The 18099-nt window shown below is 73.6% G+C and carries 16 protein-coding genes; 6 read left to right on the forward strand and 10 right to left on the reverse strand.

Features of this window, described 5'->3' with window-relative positions:
* The first annotated feature begins 26 nt into the window (after positions 1 to 26).
* Entirely contained in the window at positions 27 to 338 is a 312-nt protein-coding gene (locus OG730_RS23560; protein ID WP_327306094.1) for a hypothetical protein, read from the forward strand.
* Positions 335 to 778 (forward strand): hypothetical protein, encoded by a 444-nt coding sequence (locus OG730_RS23565; RefSeq protein WP_327306095.1) that lies wholly within the window; start codon positions 335 to 337, stop codon positions 776 to 778. Before OG730_RS23560 ends, OG730_RS23565 begins: the two co-directional genes overlap by 4 nt.
* A 4-nt stretch (positions 779 to 782) precedes the next feature.
* Here the strand turns inward: OG730_RS23565 and OG730_RS23570 are convergent, their stop codons facing one another.
* Positions 783 to 1973: an MFS transporter gene (locus OG730_RS23570; protein ID WP_327306096.1), complete on the reverse strand. Its 1191-nt coding sequence runs from the start codon at positions 1971 to 1973 to the stop codon at positions 783 to 785.
* Positions 1974 to 2060: 87 nt separating this feature from the next.
* On the opposite strand from OG730_RS23570, the gene OG730_RS23575 reads away from it, so the two are divergent.
* On the forward strand, positions 2061 to 3044 hold the full coding sequence (locus OG730_RS23575; protein ID WP_327306097.1) for an ArsR/SmtB family transcription factor: 984 nt from the start codon (positions 2061 to 2063) through the stop codon (positions 3042 to 3044).
* Between the two features lie 31 nt (positions 3045 to 3075).
* Here the strand turns inward: OG730_RS23575 and OG730_RS23580 are convergent, their stop codons facing one another.
* Complete coding sequence (locus OG730_RS23580) at positions 3076 to 3639, reverse strand: hypothetical protein (protein WP_327306098.1); 564 nt, start codon at positions 3637 to 3639, stop codon at positions 3076 to 3078.
* Positions 3640 to 3802: 163 nt separating this feature from the next.
* On the reverse strand, positions 3803 to 6973 hold the full coding sequence (locus tag OG730_RS23585; protein WP_327306099.1) for a sacsin N-terminal ATP-binding-like domain-containing protein: 3171 nt from the start codon (positions 6971 to 6973) through the stop codon (positions 3803 to 3805).
* A 177-nt stretch (positions 6974 to 7150) separates the two neighbouring features.
* Between OG730_RS23585 and OG730_RS23590 the strand changes: the two genes are divergently transcribed.
* Complete coding sequence (locus tag OG730_RS23590; protein ID WP_274548219.1) at positions 7151 to 7735, forward strand: TerD family protein; 585 nt, start codon at positions 7151 to 7153, stop codon at positions 7733 to 7735.
* Between the two features lie 16 nt (positions 7736 to 7751).
* On the opposite strand, the gene OG730_RS23595 is transcribed toward OG730_RS23590, so the two are convergent.
* The 3 genes from OG730_RS23595 to serC form a co-directional block, all read right to left on the reverse strand.
* The gene (locus OG730_RS23595) at positions 7752 to 8396 is read right to left on the reverse strand and encodes a class F sortase (protein ID WP_327306100.1); all 645 of its coding nucleotides are present in this window, start codon (positions 8394 to 8396) and stop codon (positions 7752 to 7754) included.
* On the reverse strand, positions 8389 to 9198 hold the full coding sequence (locus OG730_RS23600) for a hypothetical protein (protein WP_327306101.1): 810 nt from the start codon (positions 9196 to 9198) through the stop codon (positions 8389 to 8391). The genes OG730_RS23595 and OG730_RS23600 overlap by 8 nt, the downstream gene beginning before the upstream one ends.
* 384 nt (positions 9199 to 9582) lie before the next feature.
* Positions 9583 to 10701: a phosphoserine transaminase gene (gene serC / locus OG730_RS23605; protein WP_327306102.1), complete on the reverse strand. Its 1119-nt coding sequence runs from the start codon at positions 10699 to 10701 to the stop codon at positions 9583 to 9585.
* A 116-nt stretch (positions 10702 to 10817) separates the two neighbouring features.
* Between serC and OG730_RS23610 the strand changes: the two genes are divergently transcribed.
* A complete protein-coding gene (locus OG730_RS23610) occupies positions 10818 to 13640 on the forward strand; it encodes an FAD-binding and (Fe-S)-binding domain-containing protein (RefSeq protein ID WP_327306103.1) in 2823 nt (940 codons plus the stop codon).
* A 47-nt stretch (positions 13641 to 13687) separates the two neighbouring features.
* Positions 13688 to 14716, forward strand: coding sequence for an EamA family transporter (locus OG730_RS23615; RefSeq protein ID WP_327306104.1), 1029 nt, complete (start codon positions 13688 to 13690; stop codon positions 14714 to 14716).
* Here the strand turns inward: OG730_RS23615 and OG730_RS23620 are convergent.
* From OG730_RS23620 to OG730_RS23635, 4 genes are all read right to left on the reverse strand, one after another.
* The gene (locus OG730_RS23620; protein WP_327306105.1) at positions 14704 to 15483 is read right to left on the reverse strand and encodes a hypothetical protein; all 780 of its coding nucleotides are present in this window, start codon (positions 15481 to 15483) and stop codon (positions 14704 to 14706) included. The genes OG730_RS23615 and OG730_RS23620 overlap by 13 nt on opposite strands.
* An 88-nt stretch (positions 15484 to 15571) precedes the next feature.
* Positions 15572 to 16480, reverse strand: a complete 909-nt coding sequence (locus OG730_RS23625) for a hypothetical protein (protein WP_327306106.1) — start codon at positions 16478 to 16480, stop codon at positions 15572 to 15574.
* A 179-nt stretch (positions 16481 to 16659) separates the two neighbouring features.
* On the reverse strand, positions 16660 to 16866 hold the full coding sequence (locus OG730_RS23630; RefSeq protein ID WP_327306107.1) for a hypothetical protein: 207 nt from the start codon (positions 16864 to 16866) through the stop codon (positions 16660 to 16662).
* Between the two features lie 61 nt (positions 16867 to 16927).
* Positions 16928 to 18031, reverse strand: coding sequence for a helix-turn-helix transcriptional regulator (locus tag OG730_RS23635; RefSeq protein WP_327306108.1), 1104 nt, complete (start codon positions 18029 to 18031; stop codon positions 16928 to 16930).
* Positions 18032 to 18099: the final 68 nt, after the last annotated feature.

The following is an 18099-nucleotide window of genomic DNA, read 5'->3' on the forward strand; positions in this document are numbered from 1 at the left end:
GTTCGTGAGGTCCTCATACTTGCTGTATGGCTACGAAGAAGATCACGATCACCGTGCCCGAGGAGCTCCTGGAGTCGATCCGCTCCCGGGTCGAGTCGCGGGGTGTGTCGGCGTACATCACGGAAGCTGCTGTGCGCATGGACGCGGTGGACAGACTGGGGGAGCTGTCGACGCTGTTGGAGGAGGAGTACGGCCCGTATGACGACGAGGCGTACGACGCCGTGCTGGACCGGATCGCGGCGATCGACACGTGGCACGACGAGCGGCGGGCTCAAACGGCCCAGGCGGCACAAGCGGCCGAAGAGGGCGAAGCCTTCCCCCAGGAGCAAGCCGCGTGACGCCTCGCCCTCCGCGTCGGCTGCCGCCGCGCAACCGTACGTTCGTCCTTGACTGCGAGGCACTGTCCAAGGCGACGCTCGGTGATCAAACACTCGGGCTCTTCGTCAAGGCCGCCTCGCGGGCGGGAATCCGCGTCGTCACCTCGGCGCTCACCCTCCTGGAGGCCTGGGATCCCCGTGCGGGCGCGCGGACGAAGGCGTGGGACTGGACGCTGTCCCGAATCGAGATCGTCTATGTCGACGAAGCCATCACCTCCAAGGCGCAGGAACTCCTGACGGAGGCCAAGCTGCACGGTCACAAGTACGCCATCGACTCGGTCCTCGCCGCAGTGGCGCTCCAGTGCGCGCAGCGCGGTGACCAGGTGGCCGTGCTCACCTCGGACGTCGACGACATGCGACGCTTCCTGGACGGGACCCCTGTCGCCATCGAGGCGGTCTGACGTCTCACGCCGCCAGGCCGAGGTCCCGCTCCGTACGGTGCGCGATCCGGCCGCGCAGGCCCAGGATGGCCGCCGCGGCCAGGAGGCCCGCGATGAGGGCGCCCCACCACAGGACCGCCGGGCCCACCCCGGTGTACAGGGCTACGCCCGCCGTCAGGGCGGAGAAGCGGGCCGTGCCCCAGGTCCAGCTGAACGCGCCCTGGTAGCGGCCGCGGGCGTCCGCCGGGGCCAGGTCGGCCACCAGTGAGGCCGCGATGCCCGCCACGGCCACCTCGCCGAGCGACCAGACGACCACCGAGACCACGTACCCGGTGACGGAGTCCGCGACCCCGGTCAGCGCCACCCCGGCGGCGACCAGGACGCTGCCCGCGGCCAGCACCGGCAGCTGCGGCAGTCCCGACAGGCGGGCGGTCACGAACGGCTGCAGGGCCACCACCAGGACGGCGTTGACCGCGGCCAGGGCCCCGTACACGGCCGGCGAGAGGCCGCTGTCGCGGACGGCCAGCGGCAGCGCCACCTCGGTCAGCGAGTACACGAACAGCTGGATGCCGAGCAGCGGGAGCAGCAGCATCATCAGCCGGTCGCGCAGGACGACCCCGTAGCCCGTCCCCGAGGCCTTGGTCGGGGCGGTGCGGGCCGGCTCGCGCAGCCGGGTCGCGACCACCGTCGCGTAGATCAGGGCGGAACCGGCGTCGACGGCGAAGAGCAGCCAGTACCCGTGCGCGGCGAGGAAGCCGCCGAGGACGCCGGCGACGGCCGTGCCGATGTTCACCCCCCAGTTGAACAGGGCGTACGCGCGCTGCCGCCAGCCGGTGTCCACCGAGTCGGCCAGCAGTGCGAACGCGGCGGGCCCCACGGTGGCTCCCGCGGTGCTGAGCAGCAGCGCGGAGGCGGCCATCGTCCAGAGCCCCGGGGCCAGGAACAGGGCGCCCTGGGCGACGGCGGAGCCGATGAGCCCGATCAGCATGGTCGGGCGGCGGCCGATCCGGTCGGCGAGCAGTCCGCCGAGGGCCGGGCCGAGCAGGTGGCCGGCGCCCAGCGCACCGAGGACGAAGGAGATGTCGGAGCCGGTGATGCCCCGGTCGGCGAGGAGGAAGACCAGGAACGGGGTCACGAGGTAGCCGAGCCGGTTGACGACCGTACCGGCGAAGAGGGTCCAGACGAGGGGCGGGAGTCCGCGGAAGGAGGAGGGCATGGGAGGAGCCTGCGGGGGGACGGCCGCGGGTCCTATTGATTAAGGTGGGGCCGAATCCAACGGGCGGCGGCGGGGGTACGTGGAACCATGGAATACGAACTGAACTTCTCGGCCGCCGATTTGGCGCAGACCCGATTCTCCGTGTCCCCGATGTGGGAGGTCGTCACCAGCTTCCGGCTGCTGCACGCGGAGACCGACCCGCCGCTGCACCGCCGCTGGGCCGCCCAGGTGCGGCCCCGGCTGCTGAGCGCGGGCCTGGACCGGGGCTGGCTCGCCGCCCTGATCCCGGGCGGCGGCTACCTCGCGGACTTCCTCAACCCGACCCCGGCCGGCCCCTTCCCGGAGCTGGACGCCGAACTCGCGGCCATCCGCGGCAGCAGCCCGGAGAACGTGCGCGCCGACCTGGCGACGATCGCCACGAAGAACGGGCCGGTCGCGCGCCTGAGGCTGCTCCACGAGGACCCCGAAGCCGTGCTGGAGAAGGTCACCGACGAGATCCGGACCTACTGGGAACTCGCGCTCGCCCCCTACTGGCCCCGGATCCGCCAGCTCCTCGAAGCCGACGTGTTCCACCGGGCCCGGCAGGTCGCCGAGCACGGCTCCGCGCACGTCCTCAACGAGCTCCACTCCACGGTGACGTGGGACTCGGGCACCCTGCGCATGGTCCGCCGGGCCTGCGCGCTGACCCGCGCCCAGACCGGCCCCGGACTGCTGCTGGTGCCCTCCGCCTTCGCCTGGCCGCGGGTGCTGACCCGCTCGGTGGCCCCCGATCCGCTCCAACTGGCTTACCCGGCACGGGGGATCGGCAGCCTCTGGGAGCCCCGCGCGACCAAGGCCACCGACGCGGTGGCCGCCGTACTGGGCCGCTCCCGGACCCTGCTGCTCGCCGAGCTCGACACCCCGGCCTCCACCACCCAACTGGCCCGCCACAGCGGCCTGTCCGCCGCCGCGGTCTCCCAGCACCTCACGGCGCTGCGCGACGCGGGACTGGTCACCGGCCACCGCGCCGGCCGTTCGGTGCTGTACGCCCGGACGGCCATCGCGGACGCGCTGCTCACGCCGGTGGGGTGAGCGCAGGCGCGCCGGCCCCGGAGAATCCCGGTTACAGGGGCGCCGTCTGCACCCTGCCGTTGAACCGGCCGCCCACTCGATCGGCGAGCCAGGTGATGCGATCGGTGTCGAAGGCGGCGTTCTTGACGTGCACGTGGACGGTGTGGTCCTGCGAGGGCTCGTTCTGGTAGAGGTCCCGGGAATTCACGGTCAGCGTGAGGTACGCGTATTTCTGCGGGACCCGTTCCAGTCCCGCTTCGGGAACGGCGGGCCAAGCGTCCAGATCCCACCGGACCGCGGCGAGATCCGACCCCAGGGCGTCGATGAAGGGCTCGGCGCGGTCCAGCGGACGGGACCAGTCGAACACTCCGATCGGGAGGCACTCCGCCGGGTCGTCTCCGGCCTTCGAGGAACCGTGCGCCTCGCCGGCCGACGACCACACGAGGTCGGGCAGTACGCGACGTACGCGCGCCAGGACATCCGCCGACGTGATCGTGGCTTCGAAGTCGACCTCCGCGTGATCGACGCTCGAGATGTCCAGCAACGTACGCACCGCGCGTATCGCTGCTGCCAGGTCGGCGGTCGTGAGGACGGCAGCCGCATCGGAGTTGCTCATACCGGAACCCTATGACGCCCTTCACGGGCCGGCCCGGACCGCCGGACGACGGTCCCGAGCGACCCCGGATGAGACGCGCCCTGTGCGTGACCACGCCGGAGAGCCCGGACACCGCCCCGGCTGCGACCCGCAGCTCACCCTCTGGTGAATTGCCGATCAAGTCTTAGTCGAACCAGCGGTCCCGTTCCAGTTCCGCCGTCCGTGACGGGTCCTCCAGCAGGGCCGCCACCTCGAAGCGGCGCGGCCACTGGCCCGCCGCCCAGGCGAGGGCCGCCGCGACGCCCTCCAGGGTGGAGGCGTGCAGGGTGCCGTCCGGGGTGCGGCGCCAGTCGAGCTCGACGCCGCCCGCCTGGAGTTCCTCGTGCTCCACGTAGCTCTTGGGGGTGGCCGGGCCCAGGAGCTGGTGCACCGATTCGGGGACCTCGTGCTCCTCGCCCTCGGTGGTGACCTCCGCCGGGACGGTCTCCGAGAGGCGCCGGACCTGGAACAGCTCCGCCAGGTCGGCGGCCCGGGACGGGGCGACGGGGAGGAGCGGGAGGCCCGCCGTCAGGGGGAGCAGGTCCGGGGCGTCCGCGATCAGCGCGTCCGCCGCGTCGACCACGACCACCTCGCCGTCCACGACCGCGCGCAGCTCGTCGGGCAGGGTGACCTGTTCGGGGTCCAGGTCCGCCAGCGCCCCGTACAGGCCGTGCAGTTGGCGTCCGCCGACCTCCCGGTCCGGGTCGGCGAGGCGGCCGAGCAGCTCGGCGGCGCCGCCCGGCTCCTCCAGCAGGGCGGGCACGGTGGTGCGTACGCCCAGGGCCCGCAGGACCTGCTCGTCCTCGAAGCCGGTGGCGTCCGCCGGGGTGTAGAGGCCCGCCAGCAGCGGGTCGCCGCCCGCCGAGCGCAGGCCGGCCGGGCGGCGGCCGTCCAGGACCGGGTGGTCGCGCAGCCACCAGGCGGTGTACGAGCGCACGGAGCGGGTGGTGCCGTCCGGGAGCAGGACCCGCACGGGCTGGGTCAGGGCGTCGCGGAAGGGCGGCTGCGCCAGCATGGCCAGGGCCTGGGGCCAGCAGTCGTCGTCGACCAGGTCGAGGTCCCGTACGGCCACCAGCTCGGTGGCGACCGGCGGCACGGGGGTGTCGGGCAGCTGGTCCAGGAGGTCCTCGCACCACACGTCGACGGCGCCGAGCAGACCGGCATCGTCTGGCTCGGCGAAGTCCCCGTCGCGGGGCTCCAGTTCGTCGGGGTCAAGGACCACGTCGGTGGCGCGGACCAGCTGGAAGGCGGCGAGGACGCCCACGGCGGTGAGGGTCCGCTCGTCCCAGCGCTCGACCAACTCGGTGTCCACGTACGGGATCTCGTCCTCGCGCACCACGGAGGCCAGCGGGGAGCCGGGCAGCAGCAGTTCGCCGGCCGGGGTCGGCTCGCCGTCCTCGTCGGGCAGGGCGAGCGCGCCCAGCCACGGCTCGTCGCCGGGGGAGAGCTCGGCATCGCGGACCAGGCCCAGCACGATGTCGGCCAGTTCCTCGGGGTCGAGGGCGTCCTCGTCCCAGATCTCCCCGGAGTCCAGGGAGGCCGCGACGGCCGCCCGCACCTGCGGGGTGGTCAGGACGGCGCGCGGGCTCGCCGGGAGCGCGCCGAGCTTCTCCAGCAGCGGGTGCACCGCGTCGGGGTGGGCCACCTTCAGCCCGAGCCGCGCCAGGCTCTGCGGACTCCCCGAACGCGGGGTACCCGACCGCGGGGCGTCCGCGCCGGGCAGCAGCAGGTGCCGGGGCCCGATCGCGGTGCGGCCGTCGGCCAGCGGCACGGGGAGCCCGGAGAGCCGGTCGGGGTCGACCCCGGCGAGGCTGTCGTAGAGCCGGTACCACCACTCCGGGGTCCGCTCGATGCCGGCGATCCGCTCGATGGCCTCGCCCAGCGGCAGCCGGCCCACGCCCAGGGTGCGCAGTTCGGGGCGGCGTTCCAGCCCGGCCGGGAGCAGGGTCGGCAGCACCTCCGCGAGGACCCGTACGGTGTCGGCGCCCGCGCCCTCCACCACCTCGGCCTCGAAGGGGCGCAGGGCGGACCGCTCTTCGGGCTCCCCCTCGGCCGGAGCCTCGGCGGGGGCGGCGGGCGCGAGGAAGGCGGTACGGGGCAGGCGCGCGATGACGGCCGCGCGCAGGGCCCCGTCGAGCTCGCCCTTGCCGAGCGGGCCGGGTACGAGGTCCACGAGCGCGGTGCTCACCGGGTCCCAGGAGCCCAGCAGTTCGGCGTACGCGTCGGCGGCGCGCTCCACGAGGAAGTCGGTCAGCGGCCCCGGCGCGGGGTGCCGGCGGGTGGTGTCCAGCGGCAGGGTCGCGATGAGCAGCGCGGGGATGCCGAGCGGTTCGTCGGTCGGGGTCGGCGCGTGCACCACGGCGGCGGTCGCCGGGCGGACCGGGGCGCCTTCGGCGTCGACGGGCACGGACCAGGACACCGCCCAGACGGGCCGCAGCCGTTCCTCGACGGGCCGGTCGGCGAGCAGCGCCTTCTCGATGGGGCCGGAGTGGCGCACGGTGCGCCAGCGCTTGATGTCCGAGGCGGAGTCGGCGATGACGGTGTACGGGCCTTCGACGCGGCGGGTCAGGGTCCGCACGCCCCCGGCCGGTGTGTCGACGACGACCTCGGCGAGCCCCGGCAGCGTCAGCAGCAGGGCGTCGTCCACGGCGGCGAGCAGCCGCCCGGCCAGCTCCTCGGCGGCGGCGTCGCGCAGCGGGAGGACCACGACGGTGTCGTACCCCTCGGGCGCGGTTCCCTCGGCGGGCAGCGGCAGCCGCAGCAGCGGGACGTGGCCGTCGCGGCGGCGCAGCTCCTCACCGAGTCCGGAGCTGCCGACGGCGGCCCCCCGGGCCAGCTCGCGGGCCTCGGCCAGGGACCAGCGCACGCCACCGTGCCGGCCCAGGACGGCGGGCTCGTCGGAGACGGCCAGGACGGCGGCGAAGCCGACGCCGAAGCGGCCGACGCTCCCGGAGGAGTCGTCGCGCTTGGCGGAGGCGCGCAGCGTGGACAGCGATTCCACGCCGGTGGCGTCCAGCGGGGAGCCGGTGTTGGAGACGGCGAGCAGCGCGTGCCCGTCGGGCTGGTCGGTGCCCGCGTGCAGGGTGAGCCGCAGCCGGCCGGGAACCCCGGCGCGGGCGGCCGCGTCGGCGGCGTTCTGCGCGAGCTCGATGACGAGCCGGTCGCGGTAGCCGCCGAGCGCCAGGTCCTCCTCGGCGTTGGCGTCCTCACGGAACCGGGCCGGTCCCGCACCCCAGGCGTCGAGCACCCCGCGCCGCAGCCGGGCCGTGCCGAAGGGGTCCACGCCGTCCTGGGCCGCCGTCACTCGCACGCTCACGCTGCTGCCTCCAAGCTGCACTGCGATGTACCGCGCCGTATCGCGCCGTACGGCATCCGCGGAACACCGGATGCCGAGGTCCCGAAGGTATCGCGTACGTCGAGCGGCTCCGCAAACGAACCGGCTTCAGGCAGACTTCATGAGTCGGTATCGCACTGCTATTTGTGAGGATTGCGCATGATCACGCTCACCAAGGAAGACGGCCCCGCGGACCTGGGCGGCGTAACCCACCTGTCCATCGGGGTCTCGTGGGACCCCACCGTGGGCAGCAGCGGCGGCCTGTTGGGCAAGCTCAAGCGGAAGGTCGGGACCGACCTGGACCTGATCGCGATCGCGATGCAGGGCTCGGACCCGGTCCGCCTCGCGGGCCTCGACTCCCTGGACCCCATGGGCAACGGCTCGCTGCTGCACAGCGGCGACAACCAGACCGGCCACGGCGAGGGCGACGACGAGACGGTGACCGTCGAGTTCGCCCGGATACCGGGCAACGTCACGTCCATCGTCTTCGTCGCCGCCGCGTACAAGAAGGGCAGTTCCTTCCAGAGCGCCCGCAACATCAGCTTCAAGGTGTACGACGGCACGGGCGGCAGCACCCAGCAGGTCGCGGACATCTGGCCGAGCCTGCTCGGCACCGACAACGGCTGCGCCGTGGCCAAGGCGATCCGGGACGGGGCGGGCTGGAAGCTCCAGGTCATCAACGAGACCGGGAAGATCAAGCCGGGCGACGAGCAGGCCCTGATGCGTTTCGCCGTGGCGAAGTAAGCGCCCGATCAGCGGGCTACGCCTTCCCCACGAGGTGCGCGAACACCACGACGTTGGCGTCCCAGTGGCGGTCCTTGGTGAGGTTGCCGCCGCAGGTGATGACGCGGAGCTCGGCCTTGCCGTGGGTGTCCCCGTAGACCTTGTCGGTGGGGAACCGGTCCTTCTTGAAGGTGTCGATCTCGTCCACGGCGAAGACGGCGGTGGAGCCGTCGTCGCGGTGGACCTCGATCTTCTCGTCCTTCTTCAGCTTCTTGAGGTTGTAGAAGACGGCCTCGGGCACCTGCGGGGTGTCCATGTGCCCGACGATGGCGGCCGCGCCCTTCTCCCCGGGGGTCGGGCCCTCCTTGTACCAGGCCGCGTCCTCGGGCTTGTCGAAGGCGGGCTCCTTCATGGCGCCCTGGGCGTCGAGTCCGACGGTGTCGAGCGGGGCGTCGACCTTGATGTCCGGGATCACGATGCGGTCCGGGACGGAGGCGCTCAGCACCGAGGCGGTCTTGGCGTCGGCCGGGTCGTTCTTGACCGCGTTGCCGCCGGCGTCGCCGCCGGAGGCGCAGGAAGTGATCAGGAAGGCCGTGAGGCCCGCGGCGCCCGCCAGGGCGGCCACGCGCAGTGCGCGGCCGCTCCGGCGGGGGGCGCCTTCAGAGGTGGAGCGCTCAGCCATGGTTCGCGACGTCCGAGGGGACCCAGCCGAGCGGAGCCTGGCCGGTGTTCACGGACCCCTTGGGGGTCTTGTGGTGGCTCGGGTCGACCGGGGTGGGCTTCGGCTTCGGGGTGACCGGGCCGGTGGCGTCGGTGGAGAACTTGACGGTGTCGAACTTCTTGCCGCCCGCGTAGGCCTCGACGCCGTAGTAGCCGGACTTGACGTCCTTGGCGACGACCGCGGTGCCGGTCCAGGTGCCCTTGCCGTTGCTCTTCAGGTTGACCTGGCCGCCGAAGGCGTCGGACTTGATGAAGGCGCTCTTCTCGTTGGGCGCCGTCTTGATGGTGACCTGGATCCTCTCGCCCGGCTTGCCGCTGTCCTTGGACAGGCTGACCGTGGAGGTGGTCGGGGTGGGCGGCGGGGTGGGCTTGCCGTCCTTGACCGTGAGCTGGGCGGTGGCCTGGATCTTCTTGCCGTCGGGGCCCGTGCCGGTGAGGGAGACGCCGTAGGAGCCGTCGGCGACCTTGGCGATCGTGGCGGTGGCGCCGCGCCCGTCGGTCATCTTGACGTCGTTCAGGGCCTTGGAGGAGATGGACAGGTTCGTCGAACCGTCCGGGACCTCCATCGACATCTGGAGGGAGTCGCCCGGCTTGCCGGAGGAGACCGACAGCTTCAGGGCCACGGCGTCGGTCTTCGGGCTCGGGCTGGGGCTGGAGCTGACGGGCGCCGTCGGGGTGGAGTCGGCGGCGAACGCGACGGCGGGGGCTGCCAGGGCCATAGACGAGGCGAGGGCGATCGCCGAGAGGGTGAGTGCCTTGCGCATGGGGGTTCCTCCTGAACGGGCCGGGGTTCGTTCCCGGCACACCAGACATGAGGGACATCCTGGGGTGGTTGGTTGCAGTCCTCGGAGGGGCCGGGAAGGGTCCCTGCCGAAGGTCCCTGGGCGTGAATCCGCAGGCGGCGGGGCCGGTCGGGATCTTCCGTTTGCAGGCTCTTTGCCCCGATTTTTGGGACCAAAGTCCCGGGGTTCCGGGCCGACCCGCGGGTCCGGTCCTTCAGGACTGCCTCAGGACTGCCTCAGCACTCGTTCAGGATGCCTTCGGGCAGGGCGCGGACGAGGTCCGGACAACGCGAAGCCCCCGGTGACGAGGCGTCACCGGGGGCTTCAGAGCGTGTCGGACGGGGGTGGCCCGCCGGACCGTACGGGTCAGAGGGCTTCGATCACGTAGTCCACGCAGGCCGTCAGCGCCTGCACGTCCGCCGGATCGATCGCCGGGAACATCGCGATGCGGAGCTGGTTGCGGCCGAGCTTGCGGTAGGGCTCGGTGTCCACGATGCCGTTGGCGCGCAGCACCTTGGCGACCGCCGCCGCGTCGATGTCGTCCGAGAAGTCGATCGTGCCGATGACGGCCGAGCGCTTGGCGGAGTCGGCGACGAACGGGCTGGCGTACTTCGACGCCTCGGCCCAGCCGTACAGGTGGGCCGCGCTGGCCGACGTACGGCCGGTCGTGAACTCCAGACCGCCCTGGCTGTTCATCCACTCCAGCTGCTGGTCCAGCAGGAAGAGGGTGGAGAGCGCCGGGGTGTTGTACGTCTGGTTCTTCAGCGAGTTGTCGATCGCCGTCGGCAGCGAGAAGAACTCCGGGATGTGCCGGCCGGAGGCGTGCACGCGGGCCGCGCGCTCCAGGGCCGCCGGCGAGAACGCCGCCAGCCACAGGCCGCCGTCGGAGGCGAAGGACTTCTGCGGGGCGAAGTAGTAGACGTCGGTCTCGGTGATGTCCACCGGCAGACCGCCGGCGCCCGAGGTCGCGTCCACCAGGACGAGCGAACCCGCGTCGGCGCCCGCGACGCGCTTGATCGGCGCCGCGACACCCGTCGAGGTCTCGTTGTGGGTGTACGCGTACACGTCCACGCCCGCCTCGGCCACCGGGTCCGGGTGGGTGCCCGGGTCGGAGGAGATCACCGTCGGCGCGTCCAGCCACGGCGCGGACTTCGCGGCGCTGGCGAACTTGGAGGAGAACTCACCGAAGGTGAGGTGCTGCGACTTCCGCTCGATGAGACCGGCGGTCGCGATGTCCCAGAAGGCGGTGGAGCCGCCGTTGCCCAGGATCACCTCGTAGCCCTCGGGGAGGGAGAAGAGGTCCCGGAGGCCCTGGCGCACCGATCCGACCAGGTTCTTGACCGGAGCCTGGCGGTGGGAGGTGCCGATCAGGGAGGTACCGGTGGCGGCGAGGGCGTCCAGCGCCTCGGTCCGCACCTTGGAGGGGCCCGCGCCGAAGCGTCCGTCGGCGGGCTTGATGTCAGCGGGAATCTGGATCTCGGCCACGAGCCGAGCGTATCGGGTCAGGGTCCACGCCTCGGAACCGCGTCCACCCGATGAGATGACGCGCGTAGACGCGAGCCGCCGGGAGACGGGCGGGAGGCGGTGGCAGGCTGTCCGCCGTGACCTCACCCGGTGAACTCGAACGGACCTTGCGGGAGAACCTGCGCGGGGAGGTCGATTTCGGCGCCGCCGCCCGGGCCCTGACCACGATGGACGCCTCCAACTACCGCCGCGTCCCGGTCGGCGTGGTCGCGCCGCGCGACGCCGAGGACCTGGCCGCCGCGCTCGCGGTGTGCGCCGCGGCCGGGGTCCCGGTCGTCCCGCGCGGGGGCGGCACCTCCATCGCGGGTCAGGCGACGGGCGTCGGCGTCGTCCTGGACCTCACCCGCCACATGAACGCCCTCGTCTCCCTGGACCCGGCCGCCCGCACCGCCGTCGTCCAGCCCGGCCTGGTCCTGGACCGGCTGCGGGAAGCGGCCCGCCCGCACGGCCTGACCTTCGGGCCGGACCCCTCCACGCACTCCCGGTGCACGCTCGGCGGGATGATCGGCAACAACGCCTGCGGGGCCCACTCCGTGGCCTGGGGAACCACCGCCGACAACGTCGCCGAACTGGCGGTGACGGCGTACGGCGGCTCCCGGTACCGGCTCGGCACCGGCTGGCAGGGCGCGCCCGACGGGCTGCGGGAGCTGGTGTCGGGGAACCTGGCCGTCCTGCGCACCGGCATGGCGGGCGGCCCGGCCGACGGCTTCCAGCGGCGGATCTCCGGCTACGGGGGCCTGGACGCGCTGCTCCCCGAGCGGGGCACCGGGGTGGCCCGGGCGTTCTGCGGCAGCGAGGGCACGCTCGGCGTGGTCACCGAGGCGGTCGTACGGCTCGTCGAGCTGCCGGCCGCCCCGGCGCTGGCCGTCCTCGGGTACGCCGACGAGAGCGCGGCGGCCTCCGCCGCGGTGGGGCTGCTGCCGTACGGGCCGCTGACGGTGGAGGGGATGGCCGCCGATCTGGTGGGCGGGGCCGCCTCCCGGCTCCCGCGCGGCGGGGCCTGGCTGTTCGTGGAGATGCGCGACGAGGGCGCGGCCCGGGCCGTGCTGCGGGCCTCCGACGCGGTGGACGGCCTGCTGGTCACCGACCCGGCGGCGCAGCGGGCCCTGTGGCGAATCCGCGAGGACGCGGCGGGCACCGCGACCCGGATGCCAGGGGGCACCTCCCGGACGGAGTCTGGGGGAGGGACGATGGCCTGGCCCGGCTGGGAGGACTGCGCGGTACCGCCCGCCCGGCTCGGCGTCTACCTGCGGGAATTCCGGGCCCTGCTGGCGGAGTACGGGCTGCGCGGATCCCCGTACGGCCACTTCGGCGAGGGCTGCGTGCACGTGCGGATCGACTTCGACCTGGTGTCGCCGCCCGGCGTGGCCCGCTTCCGGGCCTTCTCCTCGGACCTCGCCGACCTCGTGGTCGCGCACGGGGGCTCCCTGTCCGGGGAGCACGGGGACGGGCAGGCCCGGGCGGAGCTGCTGCCGCGGATGTACGGGCCCGCGGTGATCGGGCTCTTCGCGTCCTACAAGCGGGTCTGGGACCCGGCGGGCGGCATGAACCCCGGGATCCTGGTCCGCCCGGCCCGCCTCGACGAGAACCTCCGCTTCGCGGTGCTGCCGCCCTCCGGGCTCGCGGGGGAGGTGGCGCGGTGCGTGGGCGTCGCCAAGTGCCGGTCCACGGAGGTCGGGGGGCCGGGGGTGATGTGCCCGTCGTACCGGGCCACGGGCGAGGAACGCCACTCCACGCGGGGGCGGGCGCGGCTGCTGCACGAGATGCTGGCCGGGGAGGTCATCCGGGACGGCTGGCGTTCGGCGGAGGTCGCCGAGGCGCTGGATCTCTGCCTCGGCTGCAAGGGCTGCCGCAGCGACTGCCCGGTGGGGGTGGACATGGCCGCCTACAAGGCGGAGTTCCTCCAGCGCCACTGGGCGGGCCGGCTGCGCCCGCTCTCCCACTACGCCCTGGGCGGGCTGCCGGCCTGGCTCCGCCTGATCGCGGCCCTCCGCCTGGCCGCCCCCCTGAACCTCCTCTCCCGCTTCCTCCGCGTCCCGGGCCTGGAGCGGGCCCGCCCCCTGCCCCGCCTGGCCCGCACCCCGTTCCGCCGCGGGTGGCGCGCGGCGGCCCGCTCCGCGGGGCCACCGGGGCCGGGGCCCGCCGGGGCCGCGCCCGGGTGCGGGGTCGCTCCCGTCGTCACGGTGTGGCCGGACACGTTCACGGAGTACCTCGCTCCCGAGGCAGGTCATGCCGCTCTGCGGGTGCTGCGGGCCGCCGGCCTGGAGACCACCGTGCCGGCGGGCCCCGTCTGCTGCGGGCTGACCTACATCTCCACCGGCCGCCTCGACGCCGCCCGCAGGGCCCTGCGCCGCACCCTGGACGCCGTAGGCGACCCGCGGGGGCCCGTCACCGTCCTCGAACCGAGCTGCGCGGCAGCGCTCCGCACCGATCTGCCCGCCCTGCTCCCGGAGGACCCCCGCGCACCCCGTCTCGCAGCGGCCGTCCGAACCTTCGCCGAGACCCTGGAGGAGTACGCCCCCCACTGGCAGCCGCCCCGCCTGGACCGGCCGGTCGCCGGCCAGACCCACTGCCACCAGCACGCCGTCCTCGGCGACGGCCCCGACCGCCGGCTGCGCGAGCGCGCCGGGCTGACGGGAGAGCTCAGCGGCGGCTGCTGCGGGCTCGCGGGCAACTTCGGCTTCGAGCCCGGCCACCACGAGGTCTCCGTGGCCTGCGCCGAGGAGCAGCTCCTGCCGTCGCTGCGGGCGGCGGCGCCGGGTACGGAGGTGCTGGCGGACGGGTTCTCCTGCCGGACCCAGATCGCGCAGCTGGCCGGCGGCCGGGCCCGCCACCTGGCGGAAGTCCTGGCGGAGGGCCTGGAGCGGGGCCTGCCGGAAGCGGACGTACACCAGATGTAAGGCAAAACACGGACGCATGGTCCTTACTCACCCCCTAATCTGGAGAAATGTCCGCACCTTCCTGCCCCCCGAGCACCACCCCGAGCACCGAGCCCTCCCGAGCGACGGCCACCGCCCCGGCCCCGGCCCCCGTCCCCGCGGACGGCTCCTTCCGGGCCCGCTTCGGCCCGGTCGCCCTGGTGGTCACGGCGGGCGTCTCGGTGCAGTTCGGTGCCGCCCTCGCGGTGATGCTCATGCCGCGGGCGGGCGCGGCCGGCGTGGTCACGCTGCGCCTCGCCGCGGCCGCGCTGGTGCTGCTGCTCGTGTGCCGGCCCAAGGTGCGCGGGTACTCCCGCTCGGACTGGTCGACCGTGGTGTGGTTCGGCGTGACCATGGCCGGCATGAACGGGTTCATCTACCAGGCCATCGACCGGATCCCCCTCGGCCCGGCCGTCACCCTGGAGGTGCTGGGCCCACTGGTGCTCTCCGTCGTGGTCTCCCGCCGGCTGCTGAACCTGCTGTGGGCAGGGCTGGCACTGGCCGGAGTCGTCCTGCTGTCCACCCACGGCGGAGGCGGCCTCGGCGGGCTCGACCCGCTGGGCGTGGCCTTCGCCCTCGCGGCGGGCGGCATGTGGGCGGCGTACATCGTGTTCAGCGCGCGGACCGGCCGCCGCTTCCCCCAGGCCGACGGGCTGGCGCTGGCGATGGCCGTGGCGGCCGTACTGTCCCTGCCGCTCGGCGTGATCGAGGCCGGCTCGGCCCTGCTGCGCCCGAGCACCCTGCTGCTGGGCCTCGGCGTGGCGGTGCTGTCCTCGGTGCTGCCCTACACGCTGGAGTTGCTCGCCCTGCGCAGGCTCCCGGCTCCGACCTTCGCGATCCTGATGAGCCTGGAGCCCGCGATCGCCGCGACGGCCGGGTTCCTGATCCTGAACCAGGCGCTGTCGGCGCTCGACGCGGCGGCGATCGCGCTGGTCATCGTGGCGAGCATGGGCGCGGTCCGCTCGCAGACCCGCCCGCGGAAGCCCCAGCGGGATCCGCGGCGGGATCCGAGGCTGGATCCGCAGCGGGAACCGCGGCCGGGGCCTCAGCCGAACTGATCGTAGAAGGCGGTCTTGAGCCGCAGGGCCCGCTCCTCGGTCTCCCTGAAGCCGGCCGCTCCGGACGCCCCGTCCACCCCCTCCGCCCGGCCGAGGAGCTCGGTCACCCGCGCCGCCAGCCGGTCGGAGTGGGTGTCGGACAGCAGGGACACCGTCGCGAGCGAATGCGTCTTCGCGTCGTGGACCAGGTGCGGGTGGTAGAACCGCGAACGGTTGCGGCCGCCGCCCCCGCCCGTGAACAGCGGCCCCATCCGTTCCCACAGCCGCGCGTACTCGACGGAGACCAGCACCTCGCCCCAGAAGCGCAGGAAGGTCAGCAGCCGCAGGTCGGAATCGGCGTGGCCGCCCGCGTCCGCGATCAGTTCGAGGGTGTCGGTGATGGCCCGCCGCGTCGCCGCCGTCGGCCTCGACGCCACCAGGGCCTCCCTGGACACTCCGAGCAGGCGCAGGTCCTCGGTCATGTCCTCGCGGTGCGAAGGCGCGTGGCCCGTGGCGCCCGGGTACTCCTCGCGCAGGATGATCCGGGCGATCCGCAGCCCCTCCTCGTCGCGCAGGAGGTCGATGGCCAGGTCGTAGGACGGGGTGAACGCGAGCGATACGAAGCGCCGCTGGAGGAGGAGCGCGGTGAAGTCCTCCTCGGGCAGCCGGGTGATGCCCGCCAGGACCGGATGCTCCTCGAAGCGCGCGATCAGCCCGTTCTCGAACCCGTCCAGCTCGTGCAGCCCGTCCTTCGCGCCCTTCGCGTCGGGAGCGCCCAAGTCGTGCATGGCCGTACCTTTCCGTGGATCTGGGTGTGGCTCTGCGTGGGGATCTGCGTGGGGATCTGGAGGGGGATCGGGCCGGATCGCCGCCGGATCACCAGACGATGTTCCTGAGCGACTCCCGCCAGTCGGGGAGCGCCACGTCGCGGCCGATCTCCCACAGCGTGTCCAGCTCCCGCTGGACCTGCCGGCCCATCGTGGTGTCACCGCCGTCGATCTCGGTCTGGGCGGAGTCGACGGCCAGTTGGCCGTGCAGGAATGAACTGACCAGAAAGTGCTCGTCGGCCTTGTGCACGGCGATGGACGGCAGGGAGTTGTACACCCGCACCCTGAGCAGGGCCCGGCCCGCCGGGCCGACCGCCCTGTGCAGCTCCGCGAGGCCGGCCAGGCACATTTCCACCCGGGCCTTCACGTCCAGCGCGAGGGCGGGATCCCGTACGGCGCGCAGCGCCTCGTCGCGCAGTCCCGCCACGGGGGAGGAGGGATACAGGAGCATGACCCGCACCGGGATGCCGTGGTCCACCAGCGCCTTCTCCAGCGAGGGCTGGAGGTGGGCCAGGTTGGGGACGAAGGTCTGCAGGATGACCACCTCCTGGGTGGCGTCCTCCACGAACGCGCAGAACCGCGCGTCGGGGAAATCCGGGTGCACCTGGATCACGCCGAGGTAGTTCTCCTGCCTGAGCTGCTCCGCGACGGTCTCGATGTCCAGCTTGGAGAGGTTCGCCCGGAGGCTGCCGTCGAGCCGGGCGACCTCCGTCCGCAGGGTGTCGCCGAGCTGGGTGACCTTGTCCTCGACCACGTCGAGCTTGCGCAGGCGGTCGATCTCCAGGAGCAGGAACACGGTGACCGTGCTCAGGATGAGCAGGGTCACCTTGGGGAGCGCGCCGCCCGGAGCGAGCGCGTCGAGCCACCCGAAGAGGTCCGCGATCAGGACCACGACGCCCGATATGGACATCAGGGCCAGCGCGATCCGTTCCACCCGATAGCGAACGTCGACGCTCATGCCGCTCCAGCTCCCGTGCCCCGTACCGCGTGCCCGTCGTGGTCGGCGACGACGGTATACCGACTCCTGTTGTTCCAGGGTGGGTTGGGGAGCGGCTGGGGGTGGTCGGGGGTGAGTTCAGGCCACGCCGGTTCTGGTCCGGTCTCGGCCCGGTGCCGGAGCGATTCCGGCCCCGGTGCTCAGCTCCAGATGATGTCGCCGGCCGGCCCGACCGGCAGGGGCGCCACGTCCGCGTGCTGGACGTTCGCCTCGACCTGCGCCGTTTCGGGCGTCCCGGTCTGCTGGTCCCCGTCCGGGAAGTCCTGCCCCCAGCCGCTGAACATGGCCACGCCCAGCGCGAGGGCGCTCAGGGCCGCGGTCGCGCAGTACATCCGACGAGTCGTCATGCGGGGAGCATCCCAGCCGCCCGCGCCGGAGGGAAGGCCTCGACCGTTCCTGTGCGAACCGTCACCCGCCGTCACTCGTCCCGTGCTCCCGCCCCGCCCCCGCCCCCGCCCCCGCAGCCCCACCCCGGCCCGCCCCCGCAGCCCCGTAGCGGGCCGCCGTCGCGGCCGCGGCCGCTCCGACGCGCCGGCGCAGGGCCGCCGGGGCGAGTACTTCCGCCTCCGCGCCGAGCCCCAGGAACTGTGCCTCCGCGTGGTCATGCGACTCGATCGGCAGGACCGCCCGGGTCCACCCGGGCAGTCCGGGGTCCGGGGTCCCGGTGGCGGCCAGGGCCCTGGCCTGGGCGCCGGTCAGCCGGGCGGCGGCGCGCGCGGAGACCCGTACCTCCGCCTCCTCCGGGTACAGCCGCTCGTGGAACTCGGCCTGCGTGCGCCGCCAGTGGGCGGCCAGCTCGAAACCGTCGGGGAGCGCGCACTCCTCGCCGGTCTCGCGGACGGCCAGGATCTGGTCCACCCGGTAGGTGTACGCGGGACCGGCGGGGGCCGTCGTGTCCGGCTCGGCCGTCGTGCCCGGCTCGGCCGCCGTACCCGGCTCCGCCGCCGTGCCCGCGACCAGGTACCAGCGCCCGGCCTTCAGGACCAGCCCGTACGGGGCCAGCCGCCGGTCCACCTCGTGGGGCGCCTTCCAGCGCCGGTACCGCACCTCGACGACCCGCCCCCGCCACACCGCGTCGGCGACCCGCGCCAGGTGCGGGGTCTCCTCGTGCTCCGCGTACCAGCCGGGCGCGTCCAGGTGGAAGCGCAGCCGCATCCGGTCGGCCTGCGCACGCAGCTCCGCGGGCAGGGCGGCGCGCAGCTTCAGCTGGGCGGTGGACAGGGCCCGGCCCAGGCCCAGTTCGGCGGCCGGGCCGGGCATCGAGGTGAGGAAGAGGGCCTCCGCCTCGCCCGGGGCCAGCCCGGTGAGGCGGGTGCGGTAGCCGTCGAGGAGCTGGTAGCCGCCGCTGTGTCCGGCGTCGCCGTACAGCGGGACGCCGGAGGCCGCCAGCGCCTCCGCGTCGCGGTAGACCGTACGGACCGACACCTCCAGCTCCCCGGCGAGCTCGGCGGCGGTCATCCGGCCCCGGGTCTGGAGCAGGAGCAGGATCGAGAGCAGTCGGCTGGACTTCACTTGCACTGCGCTGACTTCGCTGACTTCACTGACACAGGATGTCAGTGAAGTGCTCCTACGGTTCCCCC

The organism is Streptomyces sp. NBC_01298, assembly GCF_035978755.1.
In the GTDB taxonomy this organism is placed as follows: Bacteria; Actinomycetota; Actinomycetes; order Streptomycetales; family Streptomycetaceae; genus Streptomyces.

Coding starts and splice junctions, on each gene's coding strand:
- OG730_RS23570 (WP_327306096.1), bottom strand. CDS start 1,973: ATGCCCTCCTCCTTCCGCGGACTCCCGCCCCTCGTCTGGACCCTCTTC.
- OG730_RS23560 (WP_327306094.1), top strand. CDS start 27: ATGGCTACGAAGAAGATCACGATCACCGTGCCCGAGGAGCTCCTGGAG.
- OG730_RS23625 (WP_327306106.1), bottom strand. CDS start 16,480: ATGAGCGTCGACGTTCGCTATCGGGTGGAACGGATCGCGCTGGCCCTG.
- OG730_RS23615 (WP_327306104.1), top strand. CDS start 13,688: ATGTCCGCACCTTCCTGCCCCCCGAGCACCACCCCGAGCACCGAGCCC.
- OG730_RS23575 (WP_327306097.1), top strand. CDS start 2,061: ATGGAATACGAACTGAACTTCTCGGCCGCCGATTTGGCGCAGACCCGA.
- OG730_RS23620 (WP_327306105.1), bottom strand. CDS start 15,483: ATGCACGACTTGGGCGCTCCCGACGCGAAGGGCGCGAAGGACGGGCTG.
- OG730_RS23580 (WP_327306098.1), bottom strand. CDS start 3,639: ATGAGCAACTCCGATGCGGCTGCCGTCCTCACGACCGCCGACCTGGCA.
- OG730_RS23630 (WP_327306107.1), bottom strand. CDS start 16,866: ATGACGACTCGTCGGATGTACTGCGCGACCGCGGCCCTGAGCGCCCTC.
- OG730_RS23590 (WP_274548219.1), top strand. CDS start 7,151: ATGATCACGCTCACCAAGGAAGACGGCCCCGCGGACCTGGGCGGCGTA.
- OG730_RS23600 (WP_327306101.1), bottom strand. CDS start 9,198: ATGCGCAAGGCACTCACCCTCTCGGCGATCGCCCTCGCCTCGTCTATG.
- OG730_RS23595 (WP_327306100.1), bottom strand. CDS start 8,396: ATGGCTGAGCGCTCCACCTCTGAAGGCGCCCCCCGCCGGAGCGGCCGC.